The following is a 17,565-nucleotide window of genomic DNA, read 5'->3' on the forward strand; positions in this document are numbered from 1 at the left end:
AAACACGAGTATAACGTGATAAAATTAACAAGGAACACGATACTTATTAAACTGTATGGAGCAGGACGGCATCCTTCAGCCGGATGTTCAGTCCGACTGAAGAAATCGGATGTCCATCCGATGTGAAGGCAGGGGAAAAATTGTGCGTACAAGCAAGTTTGACGTCTGTTTTTGTTTCTGCTATCACGCCGTCCTAAACTGTTACATCAAATTTCAATTTGAAAGGAGTTTTAACACATGATTTATTCACATGAAGTAGAAGAAATGTGCACAGTTGCACAGGGCGTTCATCATGGCGCTGCTCCAATTCCAGAAGAAGCAAAATGGGTAAAGTCAAAGCAGATTACAGACATTTCCGGTCTTACACACGGTGTGGGCTGGTGTGCTCCCCAGCAGGGCGCATGTAAGCTGACTCTGAATGTAAAAGAGGGTATCATTCAGGAGGCTCTGGTTGAGACCATCGGATGTTCCGGTATGACACATTCAGCAGCTATGGCATCTGAAATCCTTCCGGGACTGACCCTGCTTGAGGCACTGAACACTGATCTGGTATGTGATGCGATCAATACTGCTATGAGAGAGCTGTTCTTACAGATTGTTTACGGAAGAACACAGAGTGCATTCTCTGAGGATGGACTTCCTGTAGGCGCCGGCCTGGAGGATCTGGGCAAGGGACTGCGTTCTCAGGTTGGTACTATGTATGGAACTCTTAAGAAAGGTCCGCGTTATCTGGAGATGGCTGAGGGTTATGTAACAGGCATCGCTCTGGATGCAGAAGATCAGATTATTGGTTACCAGTTCGTAAACCTTGGAAAGATGACCGACTTCATCAAGAAGGGCGACGATCCTAACACTGCATGGGAGAAAGCAAAGGGACAGTACGGCCGTGTAGATGACGCTGTTAAGATCATTGACCCACGCAAAGAATGATGAGGACCAATTAGGAGGATAAAGAAGATGGCATTATTTGAATCATATGAGAGAAGAATTGATAAGATCAATTCCGTATTAAACAGCTATGGCATTGCTTCTATCGAGGAAGCTGAAAAGATTACAAAAGATGCAGGCCTTGACGTTTATGCTCAGGTTAAGAAGATCCAGCCGATCTGCTTCGAGAATGCATGCTGGGCTTACACTGTAGGCGCAGCCATCGCGATCAAGAAGGGCTGCAGAAGAGCTGCTGACGCTGCTGCTGCCATCGGCGAGGGCCTTCAGGCATTCTGTATTCCCGGTTCTGTAGCTGACCAGCGTAAGGTTGGTTTAGGCCACGGAAATCTGGGCAAGATGCTTCTGGAAGAGGAGACTGACTGCTTCTGCTTCCTGGCAGGCCATGAGTCCTTTGCAGCTGCTGAAGGTGCAATCGGTATCGCAGAGAAGGCAAACAAGGTTCGTCAGAAGCCTCTGCGCGTTATCTTAAACGGTTTAGGAAAGGACGCTGCACAGGTTATCTCCAGAATCAACGGCTTTACATACGTTGAGACAGAGATGGATTACTACACAGGCGAGGTTAAGGAGCTGTGGAGAAAGTCCTACTCTGAGGGCTTAAGAGCAAAGGTTAACTGCTACGGCGCTAACGACGTAACAGAGGGCGTTGCTATCATGTGGAAGGAAGGCGTTGACGTCTCCATCACTGGTAACTCCACCAACCCAACCAGATTCCAGCATCCGGTAGCAGGCACCTACAAGAAGGAGTGTGTAGAGAAGGGCAAGAAGTACTTCTCCGTAGCATCCGGCGGCGGCACAGGCCGTACCCTGCATCCTGACAACATGGCAGCAGGTCCTGCATCCTACGGTATGACCGATACCATGGGACGTATGCACTCTGATGCTCAGTTCGCAGGTTCTTCCTCCGTTCCGGCTCACGTTGAGATGATGGGTCTGATCGGTATGGGTAATAACCCAATGGTTGGCGCTACCGTAGCTGTAGCTGTTTCGATCGAGGAAGCTGCTAAGGAAGGCAAGTTCTAATAAAAAACCTTGGATTTACAAGGAAAAATGAACTTTTAAACAGAAAGAGGAATCGTCTTTTGACGGTTCCTCTTTTGTGGCTTTTGGGATATAGATGCGGTTTTGTCTACCATTTGGACTTCTTACGGGAGGAATTGCCGCCTATTCAAAGAGAAATCCCCCTATACAGATTTCCCACGATTTGTTATAATAAAGAGTAATAAAAATCAAGCTTCAGGAACAGGAGGTAAAGAGGATTGTCTGAGGAAAATCGCGGTACCCATAAATTATATGAAAAAGACAGGATCGGAGAGGTTCAGATCGCAGATGAGGTGGTAGCCATTATTGCAGGGCTGGCAGCTACAGAGGTTGAGGGAGTAGACTCTATGGCAGGCAATATTACCAATGAGCTGGTAGGAAAGCTTGGCATGAAGAATCTTAGCAAGGGAGTAAAGGTGGATGTGACAGAGAACCATGTATCTGTGGATCTTTCCTTAAATATCCGTTATGGCTTCAATATCCCTTCTGTCAGCGAGCAGGTGCAGGAAAAGGTCAGTGCTGCCATCGAAAATATGACGGGGCTTACAGTGCTGGATGTGAATATCCGGATTGCAGGCGTGAATATGGAAGAAAACTGACAGAAAGTTTAATGCGTTTGGGTGCTCAGGTCCGAATAAGGGTCTGCAGCACCTTTTGATATTTTTTATTGTGTTTATCCGGCGCCTTTGGTATAATCACAGTTAGCGGATCAGAATAGAGAAAGGAAAATGTATTCGAGAGCCCAGGCTTTTCGTACAAGCAGAAGATATGACCAGAAGAGAATTAAGAGAACACTGTTTTAAAATGCTGTTCTCCGCGGATTTTTATAAAACCACAGAGGAAGCAAAGGAGCAGATGTGGCAGTATTTCCAGTCTCCTCAGGAATATGAGGCAAATGATGAGGGAAGCCTTACGATCCTTCATAAAGTAGAGCTTACAGATAAGGATATGGAATATCTGCAGACAAAAACAGGAAATATAGTAGATAAGATCCAGGAAATCGACAGCCGGATCGATGAGGTGGCTGCAGGCTGGAAGACAAGACGTATGGGAAAGGTGGAGCTTACTATTCTTCGTCTGGCCCTTTACGAGATGGACTATGATGATACGGTTCCTGCAAAGGTAGCGGTGAACGAGGCGGTGGAACTTGCTAAGAAGTTTGGAGGAAGTGACTCTCCGGCTTTTGTAAATGGTGTACTTGCAAAGTTTATCCGCAAAGAAGAGACAACGACAGAGACTGAACCGGCGAATGAGAAGACTGCGCAGGCTCAGGAAACAGAAGCGTAGGAAAGAAAGCAGAGGGAGCAGATGGCAAGTGTATTTACCGTATCCCAGGTGACCTCATATATCAAAAATATGTTTACCCAGGATTTTGCCCTGAACCGGATCTCCATCCGGGGCGAGGTTTCCAACTGTAAATACCATACCTCCGGTCATATATATTTTACGTTAAAGGACGGCGGCGCTCAGATTGCCGCCGTCATGTTTGCAGGACAGAGAAAGGGACTTTCTTTTACACTGCAGGAGGGCCAGGAGGTAGTGGTAAAGGGAACGGTAGACGTATATGAACGGGACGGCCGCTATCAGCTCTATGCCAGAGAGATTACAAGAGAAGGAATCGGTGATCTTTTTGCCAGATATGAAAAGCTGCGCACGGAATTAGAAGAAATGGGGATGTTTGATTCCTGTTATAAGCGCCCCATTCCCAGATATGCCAGAACGATTGGAATCGTGACAGCCAGAACCGGAGCTGCCATCCGGGATATTATGAATATTGCGGCCAGACGCAATCCCTATGTACAGCTGGTGCTGTATCCTGCTCTGGTGCAGGGAGAGCAGGCCAAATACAGTATTGCAAAGGGAATCGAGACTCTGGACCGGATGGGACTGGATCTTCTGATCGTAGGCCGGGGCGGAGGTTCCATTGAGGATTTATGGGCTTTTAATGAGGAAATCGTAGCAAGAGCCATCTTTAACTGTACGACTCCGGTGATATCGGCTGTGGGCCATGAAACAGATGTTACCATTGCAGACTATGTGGCAGATTTAAGGGCGCCTACGCCTTCTGCGGCAGCAGAGCTGGCGGTTTTTGATCATCGCCAGTTTGAGGAACAGACAGCTCTTTATAAGCGGGTTTTGGAACGTTCCGTTTACCGCAGGATTGAAAAGGCGCGATTCCTTTTAGAGCAGTGCCGGATGCGTCTGCAGTTAAAGGATCCGGTCCGTATGGTAAATGATAAGAGGCAGAGGCTGGCTGATTTGGAGCAGGCGCTGCAGCGTAAGATGAAGGATCTGCTGGAAACGGAAAAAATTCGTTTAAAAAAGGACAGACTTGTTCTGGAACGTTTGACGCAAACCGCTGTTACAAAAGAAAAACATAGGCTGGCTTTGGCATCCAGCCGTTTAGACGGCCTTTCGCCCTTAAAAAAGCTGGGTGGGGGCTATGGCTTTATTCAGGATGAGAGGGGAAAGTGCCTGCGCTCCGCAGGCCAGGTAAAAGAAGGGGAAGAGATACGGATCTATGCCGCAGACGGCAGGATCGACGGGATCGTAAAAAGAGTGGAATATTCATAGCAGGAAAGGAAGGGATGACCGTGCCGCGAAAGAAAGCAGAGCCGCAGGAAGCTGCCAGCATCGAGGAAAATTTCGCCCGGCTGGAGGAAATTATAAAAAGGCTGGAAGCAGGAGAAGAGTCCTTAGAGGAGACCTTTGCGGGCTATGAAGCAGGCATGAAGCTTGTACAGTCCTTAAACGGACAGATTGATAAAGTAGAAAAACAGATTCAGATATTGAGCGAGGGTGAAGATAATGATTGATAATACAGCATTTAAAAAAGAACTGGAAGAGAGAGTAAAAGAGATAAATGCAGGCATTGCAGGGTATCTTCCAGAGGAAAAGGGCTGCCAGAAGACGATTTTTGAGGCCATGAACTACAGCATGAATGCAGGAGGAAAGAGGCTGCGCCCGCTGCTGATGCAGGAAGTGTGCCGTCTTTTTACAGGAGAGGTGTCTGAGATTGTAAAGCCCTTTATGGCTGCCATTGAGATGATCCACACCTCATCTCTGGTCCATGATGACCTGCCCTGTATGGATGATGATATGATCCGCAGAGGCAAAGCCAGTACCTGGGCAGAGTATGGCGAGGACATTGGCGTCCTTGCGGGAGATGCTCTGATGATGTACGCTTTTGAGACGGCATCCAAGGCCTTTGATGCGGCAGAGGATGCAGATGCGCTTTTGAGAGCCGGAAAGGCAATGGGGATCCTGGCAGCAAAGACGGGCGTTTACGGTATGATCGGAGGCCAGACGGTAGATGTAGAGCTGGCAGGAGGTCCCGTTCCCAAGGATAAGCTGGATTTTATCTACCGCTTAAAGACGGGAGCCCTGCTTCAGGCAGCGATGCTCATAGGAGCTGTTCTTGGAGGAGCCGCAGATGAGGACTGTAAGATTGTAGAGGATCTGGCTGGAAAGGTAGGACTTGCTTTCCAGATTCAGGATGACATTCTGGATGTGACCGGAGATGCCTCTGTCACCGGAAAAGCGGCAGGAAGCGACGAGAAGAACCAGAAGACCACTTATGTAACTTTAGAAGGGCTTTCAAAGGCCAGGAAAGAGGTAGAGGCTCTTTCAGCAGCCGCTATTGGGGATCTGGATAAGCTTCCCGGAAATAATGAATTTCTGGAGCAGCTGATCCGCCTTCTGGTAAACAGAGAGAGATAATGAAATAAAAATGAAGGAAGTGCGAGCCTATGATATTGGAACAGATAAAGGGGCCGGAGGAATTAAAGCAGCTTTCATCCCGTGAACTGGCCATTCTGGCAGAAGAGATACGCACCTTTCTGATCGAAAAGATCAGCCGTACGGGAGGCCATCTGGCTTCTAATTTAGGCGTGGTGGAGCTTACAATTGCTCTGTTTAAAACATTTGATCTGCCTCAGGATAAGATTATCTGGGATGTGGGCCATCAGTCTTATACCCATAAGATATTAAGCGGACGCATGGCTGAGTTTGATGAGCTGCGCCAGTATGGAGGGATCAGCGGCTTTCCTAAACGAAAGGAAAGCCCCTATGATTCCTTTGACACGGGCCACAGCTCTACCTCTATTTCTGCCGGCCTTGGTATTGCCCAGGGCCGGGATCTGTTGGGAGAGGATTACCGGGTGGTGTCCGTGATCGGAGACGGCGCGCTCACCGGCGGCATGGCTTACGAGGCTTTAAATAATGCTGCCCGTATGAAAAAGAATTTCATTGTTATCTTAAATGATAATGAAATGTCTATATCAGAAAATGTAGGCGGTATGTCCAGGTATTTAAGCGGACTCAGAACCGGAACCGGCTACAATGATTTAAAAAAGAATATCGTGGAGGCTTTAGAGCGGGTACCGTTGGTGGGAAATGCGGTGATCGACAAGCTAAAGCGCACCAAGGACAGCATTAAGCAGCTGTTTATTCCTGGAATGCTTTTTGAAAATATGGGGATCACCTACCTGGGTCCTGTGGACGGCCACAATATACCTGCCCTGTGCAAGGTTCTTAAAGAGGCTAAGAAATTAGACCACGCAGTTCTGATCCATGTGATCACAAAAAAGGGAAAGGGATATAAACCTGCGGAGAAGAATCCTTCCATATTTCACGGTGTGGGTCCTTTTGATATTGCAACGGGAAAAGAAAATGGGAAAAAGAAGGAACCCTCCTATACAGAGGTATTTTCCAGAAAGCTGTGCCAGCTTGGGGAAACCCATCCAAAGCTGGTAGCCGTGACAGCGGCTATGCCTGACGGTACGGGACTTGCAGCTTTTGGAAAAAAGTTTCCGGACCGCTTTTTTGATGTGGGAATTGCGGAGGCTCATGCAGTGACAAGCGCTGCGGGCATGGCGGCTGCGGGCCTGCGTCCTGTGGTGGCAATCTATTCCTCCTTTTTGCAGAGAGGATACGATCAGGTGCTTCATGACGTATGTATCCAGAATCTTCCGGTCCTTTTTGCCGTAGACCGGGCAGGACTGGTGGGAAGCGACGGAGAGACCCACCAGGGAATCTTTGATTATTCCTATCTGACCTCCATCCCCAATATGACGGTAATGGCTCCGAAAAATCTCTGGGAGCTGCGCGCTATGATGGAATTTGCCATGGATTACAATGCACCCCTTGCGATCCGTTATCCCAGAGGAACCGCTTACAGGGGGCTTAGGGAATACAGGCAGCCCATTATCTACGGAAAGGGAGAGCTGCTCTGTGAGGAAAGTGATATTGCGCTTCTGGCGGTTGGAAGCATGGTAAGTACGGCAGAGCATATTAGGGAAAAGCTTAAGGAAGAGGGGTATTCCTGCAGCCTGGCAAACGGCCGTTTTGTAAAACCGTTTGATAAAGAATTGACAGAACGCCTGGCAAAAAACCACCGTCTGCTTGTGACCCTGGAGGAAAATGTGCTTCAGGGCGGATATGGCCTTGCAGTGACTGCCTATATCCACAGCCATTATCCGGAGGTTAAGGTTGTGAATATTGCTCTTCCGGATGCATATGTGGAGCATGGAAATGTATCGCTTCTTCGGAAAGGACTGGGAATTGACAGCGATTCCATTATCCGAAGACTGAAGGAAGAGGGCTGGCTTTCCGGTATCCACAGGGAAGAAAACGGAGAAGAACGGCAGAGACCGTCTGAATGAAAGACAGGAGAAATACAGATGAAAGAAAGATTAGACGTACTGCTTGTAAAGCGTAATCTGGCAGAGTCACGGGAAAAGGCAAAGGCCTTGATCATGTCCGGTATTGTGTATGTAAATGGGCAGAAGGAGGATAAAGCCGGAACGACTTTTGAGGAAACGGCGCCCATTGAGGTCAGAGGCAGTACTTTAAAATATGTAAGCCGCGGAGGGCTGAAGCTGGAAAAGGCCATGGATCGTTTTGGCGTCCGCCTGGATGGAAAGATCTGCATGGATGTAGGGGCTTCCACCGGCGGCTTTACAGACTGTATGCTGCAGAATGGAGCGGTGAAGGTGTATTCTGTCGATGTGGGCCATGGACAGCTTGCCTGGAAGCTGCGCAATGATGAGCGTGTGGTCTGCATGGAGAAAACCAATATCCGCTATGTGACTCCGGAGGATATTGCAGATCCTATTGGCTTTGCAAGTATTGATGTGTCCTTTATTTCACTTACTAAGGTTTTGGGACCTGTGAAGGCTCTTTTAGAGGACAATGGGCAGATCGTCTGCCTGATTAAACCGCAGTTTGAAGCAGGCAGGGAAAAAGTAGGAAAAAAAGGCGTTGTTCGAGAGCCGGCCGTTCATTTGGAAGTGATCGACATGGTGATCGATTATGCGCTTTCCATCGGATTTGAGGCCCTGAATCTGGAATTTTCTCCGATCAAGGGGCCGGAAGGAAATATTGAGTACCTGCTCTATCTTCAGAAGCATCCAGAGGATCAGGAGGCAGAGTATGCGGTGCGCCGGGAAGCGGCTGCCGATCCGAAGGCAGTGGTAGCTGAGGCACATCAAACTCTGGATCGTTCATAGGAAATGGCGGTAAGTGGCAGATGAAACGATTTTTTTTGATTGCCAATCTGGCGAAAGAGTTTGTTCCTGAAACCAGGGCGTATATCCGGGAATGCCTGGAAAAAAGAGGGGCTGAGTGCCGTTTTCTCACCCTGGCTCAGCATAATAAATACGGAAAGCATACGCCTTCTGAGTTGGTTCCGGAGGATACAGAATGTGTGATAACCATTGGCGGAGACGGCACCCTGATCCAGGCGGCCAGAGATCTGGCAGGCAGGAATATCCCTCTTTTGGGAGTAAACCGGGGCCATTTGGGATTTTTAAACCAGATCAGCTCTCAGGATGAGATTGAAGAAGCCATTGCTTCTTTGATCGAGAACCGTTTTGAGCTGGAGCGGAGAATGATGATACGGGGAACAGTGTTTCATCAGGGAAAACCCGTATTTCAAGATATTGCGCTAAATGAAATCGCTGTTACCAGCCGGGTTCCCCTGCGGGTACTCCGGTATCAGGTATCAGTGAATGATGAATACTTAAACCATTACAGCGCAGATGGAGTCCTGGTGGCAACGCCCACCGGTTCCACGGCCTACAACCTGTCCGCCGGTGGGCCAGTGATGGCTCCGGCAGGCCGGATGATGGCCCTGACTCCGGTGTGTCCTCATTCCCTAAATGCGAGAAGCATTGTGCTCGCAGCAGAGGATCGGATCCAGATCGGGGTATTAAGCAGCGGAAGAGTTTCCTTTGACGGAGATTCCTGGGCAGATCTGGAGACGGGGGACTGCCTGATCGCAGAGCGTTCCGCTTTGGAGACAGTGATGATCCGAAGGAAAAAGCAGTCGTTTATGCAGAATTTAAGCGATCATTTAAGCGGAATCTGAGAAACAGCCACAAAAGCTCTGCGCTTTGCAGAGCTTAACAAGGAGGAAAGATAGATGAAGGTAGAACGCCACAGTAAAATTGTGGAACTGATCGGGAAATATGAGATCGAAACGCAGGAGGAACTGGCTGAAAAGCTTAACCAGTCTGGTTTTAATGTGACTCAGGCGACTGTTTCCAGAGATATCCGTGAATTAAAGCTTACAAAGATTCAGGGAGAAAACGGAAGACAACGGTATATGGTTCTTGAAAGTCCAAGAGGAACCTCTGCGATCAAATATATCCGTATTTTAAAGGATGGTTTTATGTCCATGGATATGGCACAGAACATTCTTGTGATCAAGACCGTAGCCGGTATGGCAATGGCAGTGGCGGCCGCCCTGGACGCCATCCATTTTCAGGAGGTAGTAGGCTGTATTGCAGGGGATGACACCATCATGTGTGCGGTACGCAGTGTGGATGACACGATCATCGTGATGGAAAAGATCAAAAAGATGGTGGAGGACTGATCGATATGTTATTAGAGCTGCACGTTAAAAATCTGGCCCTTATTGAAAGAGCAGATGTGGAGTTTGGCGAGGGCCTAAATATTCTTACCGGCGAGACCGGCGCCGGTAAATCCATTATAATCGGCTCCGTGAGTATGGCTCTGGGAGGAAAGGCTTCCAGAGACAGCATACGCCACGGAGCCGATTATGCCTATATAGAGCTCGTTTTTTCAGTCAAGGGAGAAGACAGGCTGCGGGCGCTGCGGGAACTGGATACAGAACCTACCGAGGATGGCCTGGTGATCATCTCAAGGAAAATCACCCCGTCACGCAGTATCAGCCGCATCAATGATGAGACAGTTACGGCAGCAAGGCTGAGACAGATCACAGGCTTGCTTTTAGATATTCACGGTCAGCATGAGCATCAGTCTCTGCTGTATAAATCAAAACATCTTGAAATCCTGGATGCCTATGTCAAGGCTCAAACCCAACCGGCAAAAAAGAAGATGGAAGAGGAATACAAAAATTACTGTATTCTAAAGAAACGGCTATCCTCCTTTGAGATGGATCATGACGCCAGACTCAGAGAAGCGGACTTCCTGCGTTTTGAAATCCAGGAGATTGAAGAGGGCAATATAAAAGAAGGGGAGGAGGAGGAGCTGACCGCTCGTTACCGCCGTTTCTCCCATGCAAGACGCATTGCTGAAAATCTGAATGAAGCCTATGACAGCCTTCAGGCAGATGCAGTTACAAGAGCCCTTCGGTCGGTGGAGCAGGTGACAGAGTATGATGAAGCATTGCAGAGCATAAGAGATCAGCTTTATGATGCAGAGGCCATATTAAGTGATGCCGGAAGGGAAATTTCAGCTTATATAAGCAGTATGGAGTTTGATGAGGAAAGCTGGAGACAGACGGAGGAGCGTCTGGATCAGATCCACAGCCTCCAAAACAAATACGGAGCTTCGGTTTTGGCAATCCAGGCCAGTCTGGAAGAAAAAAGGAAACGCCTGGAAGAACTGGAAAATTATGATGCATTTAGGGAACAGACGGAAAAGAAGCTGAAAATTTCCACGGATCATCTTTGCAGACTCTGTACAGACTTATCAGAAATACGTAAAAAAGCATCGGTGGAGCTTGTAAAACGGATCCGGAGCGGGCTTCTTGATTTAAATTTCCTGGATGTGGAATTTGATATGGAATTTGAAACGCTGGATCATTTTACGCCGGATGGCTGGGATGAGGTTCAGTTTCTTATTTCCACCAATCCGGGACAGCCTATGCGTCCTTTAAAGGATGTGGCTTCCGGAGGCGAGCTCTCTCGTATTATGCTGGCGATCAAGACGGTGCTGGCGGATTCAGATGAGATCCCCACGCTTATTTTTGATGAAATTGATACAGGCATCAGCGGACGCACAGCCCAGAAAGTATCAGAAAAGCTTTCTTATATTGCAGGCAGCCACCAGGTGATCTGTATCACCCACCTGCCTCAGATCGCAGCTATGGCGGATATCCATTTTGAAATACTTAAATCGGCCAGTGAGGGTTCCACTGCTACCACCATTGAACGTCTTGGACGGGAGAAAAGCATAAGAGAGCTTGCCAGATTGTTAGGCGGCGCGCAGATCACAGAGGCAGTTCTTAAAAATGCACACGAAATGAAGGATTTGGCAGACCAGACAAAAAAGCCATGGATGGAAAGATAAAACCAGATTGAAATATGCCATGCAGACTCATACTAATGACAGGATCATTAGAAAAGGAGGCAGGGCATATGATGAGGAGAACAGGGGGATTTTACCGGAAGCTGGCCCTGGGGTTCTGGCTGTCAGCCATAGCCGGAGGGGCCTTTGTGTGGCATCTTGCATACCGGGCAGTACCCGATCAGATCAGTATGCTTGAAAACCAGAAAGAGGAATTTTCATTTTCTCTGCCCTGGCGGGCTACGCTTTCCAGCGAAAGCGCAGAGGTATCCCTGGGAAATGAAAGCAATATTCCGGGGGATGAGATCACTGTAAACAGCAGCGAGCCATTTCATGTTTTTTCGGGAAAAAAGGGAAGTTATCAGATGAATCTGAAGCTTCTGGGGCTGATCAAGCTGAAAGAAATACAGGTGGATGTAGTGGATACCAGGTATGCCATACCCTGCGGAAGTCCCATCGGAATCTATCTGAAATCTCAGGGAGTCATGGTGGTAGGAACCGGACGGATTACCAGGGAAGACGGCCGGGAGACCGAGCCGGCTTTCGGCAAATTAAAATCAGGGGATTACATTGAAGCGTTTAACGGAACGCCGCTGTCAACCAAGGAGGATCTGGTTAGGGAAGTGGGGAAGTGGAACGGGGGAGAAGCAAGTCTTACCATACGGCGCAGAGGAGAAAACATGGAGGTAGCCCTGTCTCCGGTAAAGGGAGAGGACGGAAGCTATAAGCTGGGGGCCTGGGTCAGGGATGATACCCAGGGGATCGGTACTATCACTTATGTGGATCCCAACGGACATTTCGGAGCCCTGGGCCATGGGATAAGCGACAGTGATACGGGAGAACTGGTGGAAATAGAGACAGGCGCTCTCTACACAGCTAAGATTATGGGAGTGGAAAAGGGAGAGGCGGGAAAGCCGGGGCTTCTTTCGGGGGTGATCTACTATGGTCCGCAGTCCTGCAGGGGAGAGATTACCGCTAATACGGAGGACGGTATTTTTGGAATGGTCGATCAGCAGCTTAAAAAGCAGATCCAGGGAGAACCGATGGAGGTCGCCAGATGTCAGGAGGTAAAGCCGGGGCCGGCAGTCATCCGAACGGCTGTTTCGGGTGAAGTAAAGGACTATACAGTAGAAATACAGAAGGTGGATCAAAGCCCGTCCAAACGAAATAAGGCAATGGTTCTTAAGGTAACAGATCCAGAGCTTCTTTCGCTTACAGGCGGTATTGTCCAGGGACTTTCCGGTACTCCCATTCTTCAGAATGGAAAACTGGCCGGAGCTGTAACACATGTGTTTGTCCAGGATCCATCAAGAGGCTATGGAATACTGGCAGATGATATGATGAAATATGGGGAAGAATGAAAAGATGGGTTACAAATAGTCGAAAAACACTAAAAATGGTCGAAATTTTGTGTCTAAATTTGCGATTACCATATATTGTCAAATGACAATAAGTAACGGTATAATATAAAATGTTACTTTTAAAGACAAAGGGGCCGTAAATGGGCGGCTCCTTTGTGCTAGTTTGGACAAGGGGGGGATAATACTCCCGGTCCTGATGTAATAAGGAGGAAAAATGGAAAAGCAGGAACAATTAAACGTGGTAATTGTGGATGATAATCCCATGGTATTAAGTACTTTGGATGAGATGATCAATGCCGAGGACGGGCTGACGGTCATTGGAAAAGCTGACAATGGAGAGGATGCCATTGATATGATAAAGGACACTACACCAGATATTGTGCTTCTGGATATGGTTATGCCAAAAGTAGACGGGATTACAATTGTTGAGAAATTCAATCACAGAGACACGTTTCGCAAGCATCCTGTTTTTATCATGCTCAGTGCTGCCGGAAGTGAGCTGGTTACGGAGGAAGCGTTTCAGGCCGGAGTAAATTATTATCTGATGAAGCCCTTTGACCGGGATATCCTCATGAGGAAGATCCGTCACGCAGGCCATCTTCCGCGCCGGATCACGGCAGGAAAGATGATGGAAGTGCCAAGGCCGGCTGTGATGGAAGAACCTGCGGTTACAAAGGAAGAGTATATGGAAGAACATCTGGAAGCAGATATCACAAAGATGCTTCATGAACTGGGAATTCCCGCCCACATCAAGGGCTACCAGTATTTAAGAGATGCGATCATTATGGTTGTAAAGGATCAGGAAATGATGGGTTCTGTTACAAAAATTCTTTATCCAGCGATTGCCAAGAAAAATCAGACTACAGCCAGCCGCGTAGAGCGCGCGATCCGCCATGCGATTGAAGTGGCCTGGGGAAGAGGTAAAATGGAAACGATTGATGAGCTGTTTGGATACACCATCAGTACGGGAAAAGGAAAGCCTACCAATTCTGAATTCATTGCTCTGATTTCTGATAAAATATTCCTGGAATACAAAAAAATTTAAGACAAATCCTAAGAAAACAGCTTCCTAATTTTGAAAAAGTACGCTATACTATATGGTAAGGCAAAACGCCGTCTGGATACGTCAGGAGAGGGAGGTTTGGATGAAGAAGATTTTATTTGCAGCTTCTGAAGCAGTACCATTTATTAAAACCGGGGGACTGGCAGATGTAGTAGGTTCTCTGCCAAAATGTTTTGATAAGGATTATTTTGACGTAAGAGTCATGATTCCCAAATATCTGTGCATCAAGCAGGAGTGGAGAGACAGGATGCAGTATGTGGATCATTTTTACATGGATTATCTGGGACAGAGCCGTTATGTAGGCATTTTACAGTATGTCCATGAGGGGATCACATTTTATTTTATTGATAATGAAAGCTATTTTAACGGAGAAAAGCCATATGGCGATTGGTACTGGGATCTGGAAAAGTTCTGCTTTTTCTGCAGGGCTGCTCTTTCTGCCCTGCCTGTAATCGGCTTCCAGCCGGATGTGGTCCACTGCCATGACTGGCAGACAGGCCTGATTCCTGTACTATTAAAGGATACTTTCCGGGGAGGTGATTTCTTCCGCAATATGAAGTCTGTTATCACCATCCACAACTTAAAGTTCCAGGGGGTGTGGGATGTAAAGACCATCAAGCGTTTTACAGAGCTTCCAGATTACTATTTTGCTCCGGATAAGCTGGAGGCCTATAAGGACGGCAATCTGTTAAAGGGCGGTATTGTATATGCGGATGCCATTACCACGGTAAGCAATACATACGCAGAGGAGATCAAGATGCCGTTTTACGGAGAAGGCCTGGATGGCCTGATGCGGGCCAGGGCCAACAGTCTTCGGGGAATCGTAAACGGAATTGATTATGATGATTTTGATCCGGAGACCGATCCTTTTATCGCCCAGAAATATAATGCAAAGAATTTCCGCAAGGAAAAGGCGAAAAACAAAAAGGCGCTCCAGCAGGAGCTGGGACTTCCTGTGGATGAGAAGAAGTTTATGGTGGGTATTGTATCCCGTCTTACAGACCAGAAGGGCCTGGATCTGATCCAGTGTGTGATGGATGAGCTCTGCAGTGACGACATGCAGCTGGTGGTTCTTGGAACGGGTGATGAACGCTATGAAAATATGTTCCGTCACTATGACTGGAAGTATCACGACAGGGTTTCCGCCCAGATCTATTATTCTGAGGCCATGTCTCACAAGATTTATGCAGCCTGTGACGCATTCCTGATGCCGTCCCTGTTTGAACCCTGCGGTTTAAGCCAGCTTATGGCCCTGCGCTACGGAACGGTACCCATTGTCCGGGAAACCGGCGGTTTGAAGGATACGGTTCAGCCATATAATGAATATGAGAGTACTGGAACGGGATTTTCCTTTGCCAATTACAATGCGCATGAGATGCTAGGCAGCATACGCTATGCCAAGTATGTATATTACAGCAGACGCCGGGAGTGGAACAAGATAATCGACCGTGCCATGGCGGCAGACTTTTCATGGAAGACCTCAGCAGCTAAGTATCAGGAGCTTTATGACTGGCTGATCGGCTGAGAGACACTGCATTTAAACAGATAAATACCCGAAGAAAGGGGAAAGAAACTACACTATGAATGTTTGGAACGATATGCTTGGCAATCAGATCCTTGTAAGTGCCGTAGTAGGCTGGACAGTAGCCCAGGTTTTAAAGACGCTCATCGACTGCGCTTTAAACAAAAGCTTTAATGCGGAACGTCTGGTGGGATCGGGCGGTATGCCAAGCTCCCATTCAGCTACGGTCTGTGCATTGACGACGGCTGCGGCGCTGGAATACGGCGCAGGCTCCTTTGAATTTGCCGTATCCTTTGTTCTGGCCATGGTCGTCATGTATGATGCCATCGGAGTGCGCAGAGAGACGGGAAAACAGGCAAAGCTTTTAAATTCCATTTTGATGGAAAATCCTCTGAAGCTCAATGCGGAGGTCCTTCAGGAGAAACTTAAGGAGTATGTGGGCCATACGCCCCTTCAGGTTCTGGCCGGAGCGATTTTGGGAATTGGCCTGTCTCTGCTTCTGGATTCCTATTATTGAGAGATCATCAGCAGCCCCTTACATTCATATGAACCAGCAGATGCGGACCGTGGCTTTTGCCATGGCCCCTTTTGCGTCGTAGGTATTTTCCCGCGTACAGGCATATTCCCATATTTACAGATAAGAGCAGGAGAATAGAAATGAAAATGACAGAATATTTTAAGGGTCATCCGGTGGTTTTAGCTTCCGGTTCTCCCAGAAGAAAAGAACTTTTGGAACAGATTGGGATCAAAGCCCGGATCAGGCCCAGCGTGCAGGAGGAAAAGTCCCAGGCTGAGACGCCGGAGGAGCTGGTGATGGAACTGGCCGCTGTAAAGGCGCAGGATATTGCCGCAGGCTGTGAGTCTGGAACCTTAGTCATTGGAGCCGATACAGTGGTTGTCCTGGATGAGAAAATTCTTGGAAAGCCTCAGACCCCGGAGAGGGCTGTCGAAATGATACAGAAGCTTCAGGGCCGGGAACATCAGGTTTATACCGGTGTTACGGTAATCCTGTGTATGGAGAATGGAGAACTGCACGGAACATCCTTTGCGGAGCGCACAAATGTAGAACTCTGGCCCATGACAGAGGATGAAATTTCTACATATGCACAGAGCGGGGAGCCGCTTGATAAGGCAGGCGCATATGGGATACAGGGCAGTTTTGCGGCCTATATAAAGGGGATACAGGGAGATTATACCAATGTGGTAGGACTGCCTTTAGGGCGTCTGGTCCATGAGATGAACACACTTTTGACAGAAAATGGAGGAACACAGGATGATTAAACTTATAGTATCCGATGTAGATGGAACACTGGTAGAGGACGGATCTGCCGATATCAATCCGGAACTGTTTGAGGTGATCCTGAAACTGAGAGAAAAGGGGATTCAGTTTGCCATAGCCAGCGGACGGCCCTGGTCCAGTGTAGAGCATACCTTTGACCCGGTAAAGAAAAAGATTTTTTATATTTCCAATAACGGTTCCTATATTGGCTGCCATGGCCGCAGTCTTTATACCTATACGATTGATAAGAAACTGGCAGAACGGGTGATCCGCTCCGTCCGCCGTCATCCGGAGCTTGAGCTTGTTTATGCCTGTGCCGGAGGAGATTATGTGGATTCAAAAAATGAAGACCTTGTGCGCTGGCTTGTTGATGGGTATAAATTTAAGCTGAACCGGGTGGAAGATTTATTAGATCTTGAGGAGCCCCCTGTAAAAATATCTATTTACAAGCCGGACGGCATCGAGGAGGCCACCCGTTTTGTGTTTGATGAATTTGGAACAGAGCTTAAGCTTGCCTGTGCCGGAGATATGTGGATGGACTGCATGGCTTTGGGGGTAAATAAGGGAAATGCTGTAAAAACCATTCAGGAGAGTCTGGATATCCGCCCGGAAGAAACAATGGCGTTTGGCGATCAGCTCAATGATCTTGAGATGCTTGATCAGGCATACTACAGCTTTGCTGTGGCAAATGCCAGAGAGGAAGTGCGCCGGGCTGCCAGATTTCAGGCGGATAGCAATGTAAATGACGGAGTTTTGAAAATTCTTAAATATCTTCTGTAGAATGTACGACTGGAAAGGA

Annotated in this window: 18 protein-coding genes; all 18 read left to right on the forward strand. The window is 47.9% G+C overall.

Annotated features, from left to right (window positions below):
- The first annotated feature begins 237 nt into the window (after nt 1–237).
- The 18 genes from BN3656_RS08670 to BN3656_RS08755 all read left to right on the forward strand — a co-directional run bounded on the left by BN3656_RS08670 (nt 238) and on the right by BN3656_RS08755 (nt 17,546).
- The gene (locus BN3656_RS08670; RefSeq protein ID WP_066546717.1) at nt 238–930 is read left to right on the forward strand and encodes a hypothetical protein; all 693 of its coding nucleotides are present in this window, start codon (nt 238–240) and stop codon (nt 928–930) included.
- A 27-nt stretch (nt 931–957) separates the two neighbouring features.
- Nucleotides 958–1,968, forward strand: a complete 1,011-nt coding sequence (locus tag BN3656_RS08675) for a GGGtGRT protein (RefSeq protein ID WP_066546720.1) — start codon at nt 958–960, stop codon at nt 1,966–1,968.
- Between the two features lie 236 nt (nt 1,969–2,204).
- Nucleotides 2,205–2,585 (forward strand): Asp23/Gls24 family envelope stress response protein, encoded by a 381-nt coding sequence (locus tag BN3656_RS08680; protein ID WP_066546722.1) that lies wholly within the window; start codon nt 2,205–2,207, stop codon nt 2,583–2,585.
- A 169-nt stretch (nt 2,586–2,754) separates the two neighbouring features.
- A complete protein-coding gene (gene nusB / locus BN3656_RS08685; protein ID WP_081422912.1) occupies nt 2,755–3,273 on the forward strand; it encodes a transcription antitermination factor NusB in 519 nt (172 codons plus the stop codon).
- A gap of 21 nt (nt 3,274–3,294) precedes the next feature.
- Nucleotides 3,295–4,560 (forward strand): exodeoxyribonuclease VII large subunit, encoded by a 1,266-nt coding sequence (gene xseA / locus BN3656_RS08690; protein WP_066546733.1) that lies wholly within the window; start codon nt 3,295–3,297, stop codon nt 4,558–4,560.
- A gap of 20 nt (nt 4,561–4,580) precedes the next feature.
- Complete coding sequence (gene xseB, locus BN3656_RS08695) at nt 4,581–4,802, forward strand: exodeoxyribonuclease VII small subunit (RefSeq protein ID WP_066550643.1); 222 nt, start codon at nt 4,581–4,583, stop codon at nt 4,800–4,802.
- Nucleotides 4,795–5,706 (forward strand): polyprenyl synthetase family protein, encoded by a 912-nt coding sequence (locus BN3656_RS08700; RefSeq protein ID WP_066546735.1) that lies wholly within the window; start codon nt 4,795–4,797, stop codon nt 5,704–5,706. The genes xseB and BN3656_RS08700 overlap by 8 nt, the downstream gene beginning before the upstream one ends.
- A 29-nt stretch (nt 5,707–5,735) precedes the next feature.
- Entirely contained in the window at nt 5,736–7,649 is a 1,914-nt protein-coding gene (gene dxs, locus BN3656_RS08705) for a 1-deoxy-D-xylulose-5-phosphate synthase (protein ID WP_066546737.1), read from the forward strand.
- Between the two features lie 18 nt (nt 7,650–7,667).
- Nucleotides 7,668–8,495 (forward strand): TlyA family RNA methyltransferase, encoded by an 828-nt coding sequence (locus tag BN3656_RS08710; protein ID WP_066546740.1) that lies wholly within the window; start codon nt 7,668–7,670, stop codon nt 8,493–8,495.
- 20 nt (nt 8,496–8,515) lie between these two features.
- Nucleotides 8,516–9,355 (forward strand): NAD(+)/NADH kinase, encoded by an 840-nt coding sequence (locus BN3656_RS08715; RefSeq protein ID WP_066546742.1) that lies wholly within the window; start codon nt 8,516–8,518, stop codon nt 9,353–9,355.
- A 54-nt stretch (nt 9,356–9,409) separates the two neighbouring features.
- Nucleotides 9,410–9,862, forward strand: coding sequence for an arginine repressor (argR, locus tag BN3656_RS08720; RefSeq protein ID WP_066546748.1), 453 nt, complete (start codon nt 9,410–9,412; stop codon nt 9,860–9,862).
- A 5-nt stretch (nt 9,863–9,867) separates the two neighbouring features.
- The gene (gene recN / locus BN3656_RS08725) at nt 9,868–11,544 is read left to right on the forward strand and encodes a DNA repair protein RecN (protein ID WP_066546752.1); all 1,677 of its coding nucleotides are present in this window, start codon (nt 9,868–9,870) and stop codon (nt 11,542–11,544) included.
- A gap of 68 nt (nt 11,545–11,612) precedes the next feature.
- Nucleotides 11,613–12,902, forward strand: coding sequence for a SpoIVB peptidase (spoIVB, locus tag BN3656_RS08730; protein WP_347460869.1), 1,290 nt, complete (start codon nt 11,613–11,615; stop codon nt 12,900–12,902).
- A 214-nt stretch (nt 12,903–13,116) separates the two neighbouring features.
- Nucleotides 13,117–13,947, forward strand: coding sequence for a sporulation transcription factor Spo0A (gene spo0A / locus BN3656_RS08735; protein WP_066546756.1), 831 nt, complete (start codon nt 13,117–13,119; stop codon nt 13,945–13,947).
- A 100-nt stretch (nt 13,948–14,047) separates the two neighbouring features.
- Nucleotides 14,048–15,490: a glycogen synthase GlgA gene (glgA, locus tag BN3656_RS08740; RefSeq protein WP_066546758.1), complete on the forward strand. Its 1,443-nt coding sequence runs from the start codon at nt 14,048–14,050 to the stop codon at nt 15,488–15,490.
- A 55-nt stretch (nt 15,491–15,545) separates the two neighbouring features.
- On the forward strand, nt 15,546–16,004 hold the full coding sequence (locus BN3656_RS08745) for a divergent PAP2 family protein (RefSeq protein WP_066546759.1): 459 nt from the start codon (nt 15,546–15,548) through the stop codon (nt 16,002–16,004).
- A gap of 140 nt (nt 16,005–16,144) precedes the next feature.
- On the forward strand, nt 16,145–16,768 hold the full coding sequence (locus tag BN3656_RS08750; RefSeq protein WP_066546760.1) for a Maf family protein: 624 nt from the start codon (nt 16,145–16,147) through the stop codon (nt 16,766–16,768).
- A complete protein-coding gene (locus BN3656_RS08755; protein ID WP_066546762.1) occupies nt 16,761–17,546 on the forward strand; it encodes an HAD family hydrolase in 786 nt (261 codons plus the stop codon). The genes BN3656_RS08750 and BN3656_RS08755 overlap by 8 nt, the downstream gene beginning before the upstream one ends.
- The last annotated feature ends 19 nt before the right edge of the window (nt 17,547–17,565 follow it).

This window comes from Clostridium sp. AT4, assembly GCF_001517625.2.
Classification (GTDB): domain Bacteria; phylum Bacillota; class Clostridia; order Lachnospirales; family Lachnospiraceae; genus Enterocloster.

Excerpts from the sequence above, each read along its gene's own strand:
- BN3656_RS08710 (WP_066546740.1), top strand. The coding sequence starts at position 7,668 with ATGAAAGAAAGATTAGACGTACTGCTTGTAAAGCGTAATCTGGCAGAG.
- argR (WP_066546748.1), top strand. The coding sequence starts at position 9,410 with ATGAAGGTAGAACGCCACAGTAAAATTGTGGAACTGATCGGGAAATAT.
- nusB (WP_081422912.1), top strand. The coding sequence starts at position 2,755 with ATGACCAGAAGAGAATTAAGAGAACACTGTTTTAAAATGCTGTTCTCC.
- BN3656_RS08750 (WP_066546760.1), top strand. The coding sequence starts at position 16,145 with ATGAAAATGACAGAATATTTTAAGGGTCATCCGGTGGTTTTAGCTTCC.
- spo0A (WP_066546756.1), top strand. The coding sequence starts at position 13,117 with ATGGAAAAGCAGGAACAATTAAACGTGGTAATTGTGGATGATAATCCC.
- BN3656_RS08700 (WP_066546735.1), top strand. The coding sequence starts at position 4,795 with ATGATTGATAATACAGCATTTAAAAAAGAACTGGAAGAGAGAGTAAAA.
- BN3656_RS08755 (WP_066546762.1), top strand. The coding sequence starts at position 16,761 with ATGATTAAACTTATAGTATCCGATGTAGATGGAACACTGGTAGAGGAC.
- BN3656_RS08675 (WP_066546720.1), top strand. The coding sequence starts at position 958 with ATGGCATTATTTGAATCATATGAGAGAAGAATTGATAAGATCAATTCC.
- BN3656_RS08745 (WP_066546759.1), top strand. The coding sequence starts at position 15,546 with ATGAATGTTTGGAACGATATGCTTGGCAATCAGATCCTTGTAAGTGCC.
- BN3656_RS08715 (WP_066546742.1), top strand. The coding sequence starts at position 8,516 with ATGAAACGATTTTTTTTGATTGCCAATCTGGCGAAAGAGTTTGTTCCT.
- spoIVB (WP_347460869.1), top strand. The coding sequence starts at position 11,613 with ATGATGAGGAGAACAGGGGGATTTTACCGGAAGCTGGCCCTGGGGTTC.
- BN3656_RS08670 (WP_066546717.1), top strand. The coding sequence starts at position 238 with ATGATTTATTCACATGAAGTAGAAGAAATGTGCACAGTTGCACAGGGC.
- xseA (WP_066546733.1), top strand. The coding sequence starts at position 3,295 with ATGGCAAGTGTATTTACCGTATCCCAGGTGACCTCATATATCAAAAAT.
- recN (WP_066546752.1), top strand. The coding sequence starts at position 9,868 with ATGTTATTAGAGCTGCACGTTAAAAATCTGGCCCTTATTGAAAGAGCA.
- dxs (WP_066546737.1), top strand. The coding sequence starts at position 5,736 with ATGATATTGGAACAGATAAAGGGGCCGGAGGAATTAAAGCAGCTTTCA.
- glgA (WP_066546758.1), top strand. The coding sequence starts at position 14,048 with ATGAAGAAGATTTTATTTGCAGCTTCTGAAGCAGTACCATTTATTAAA.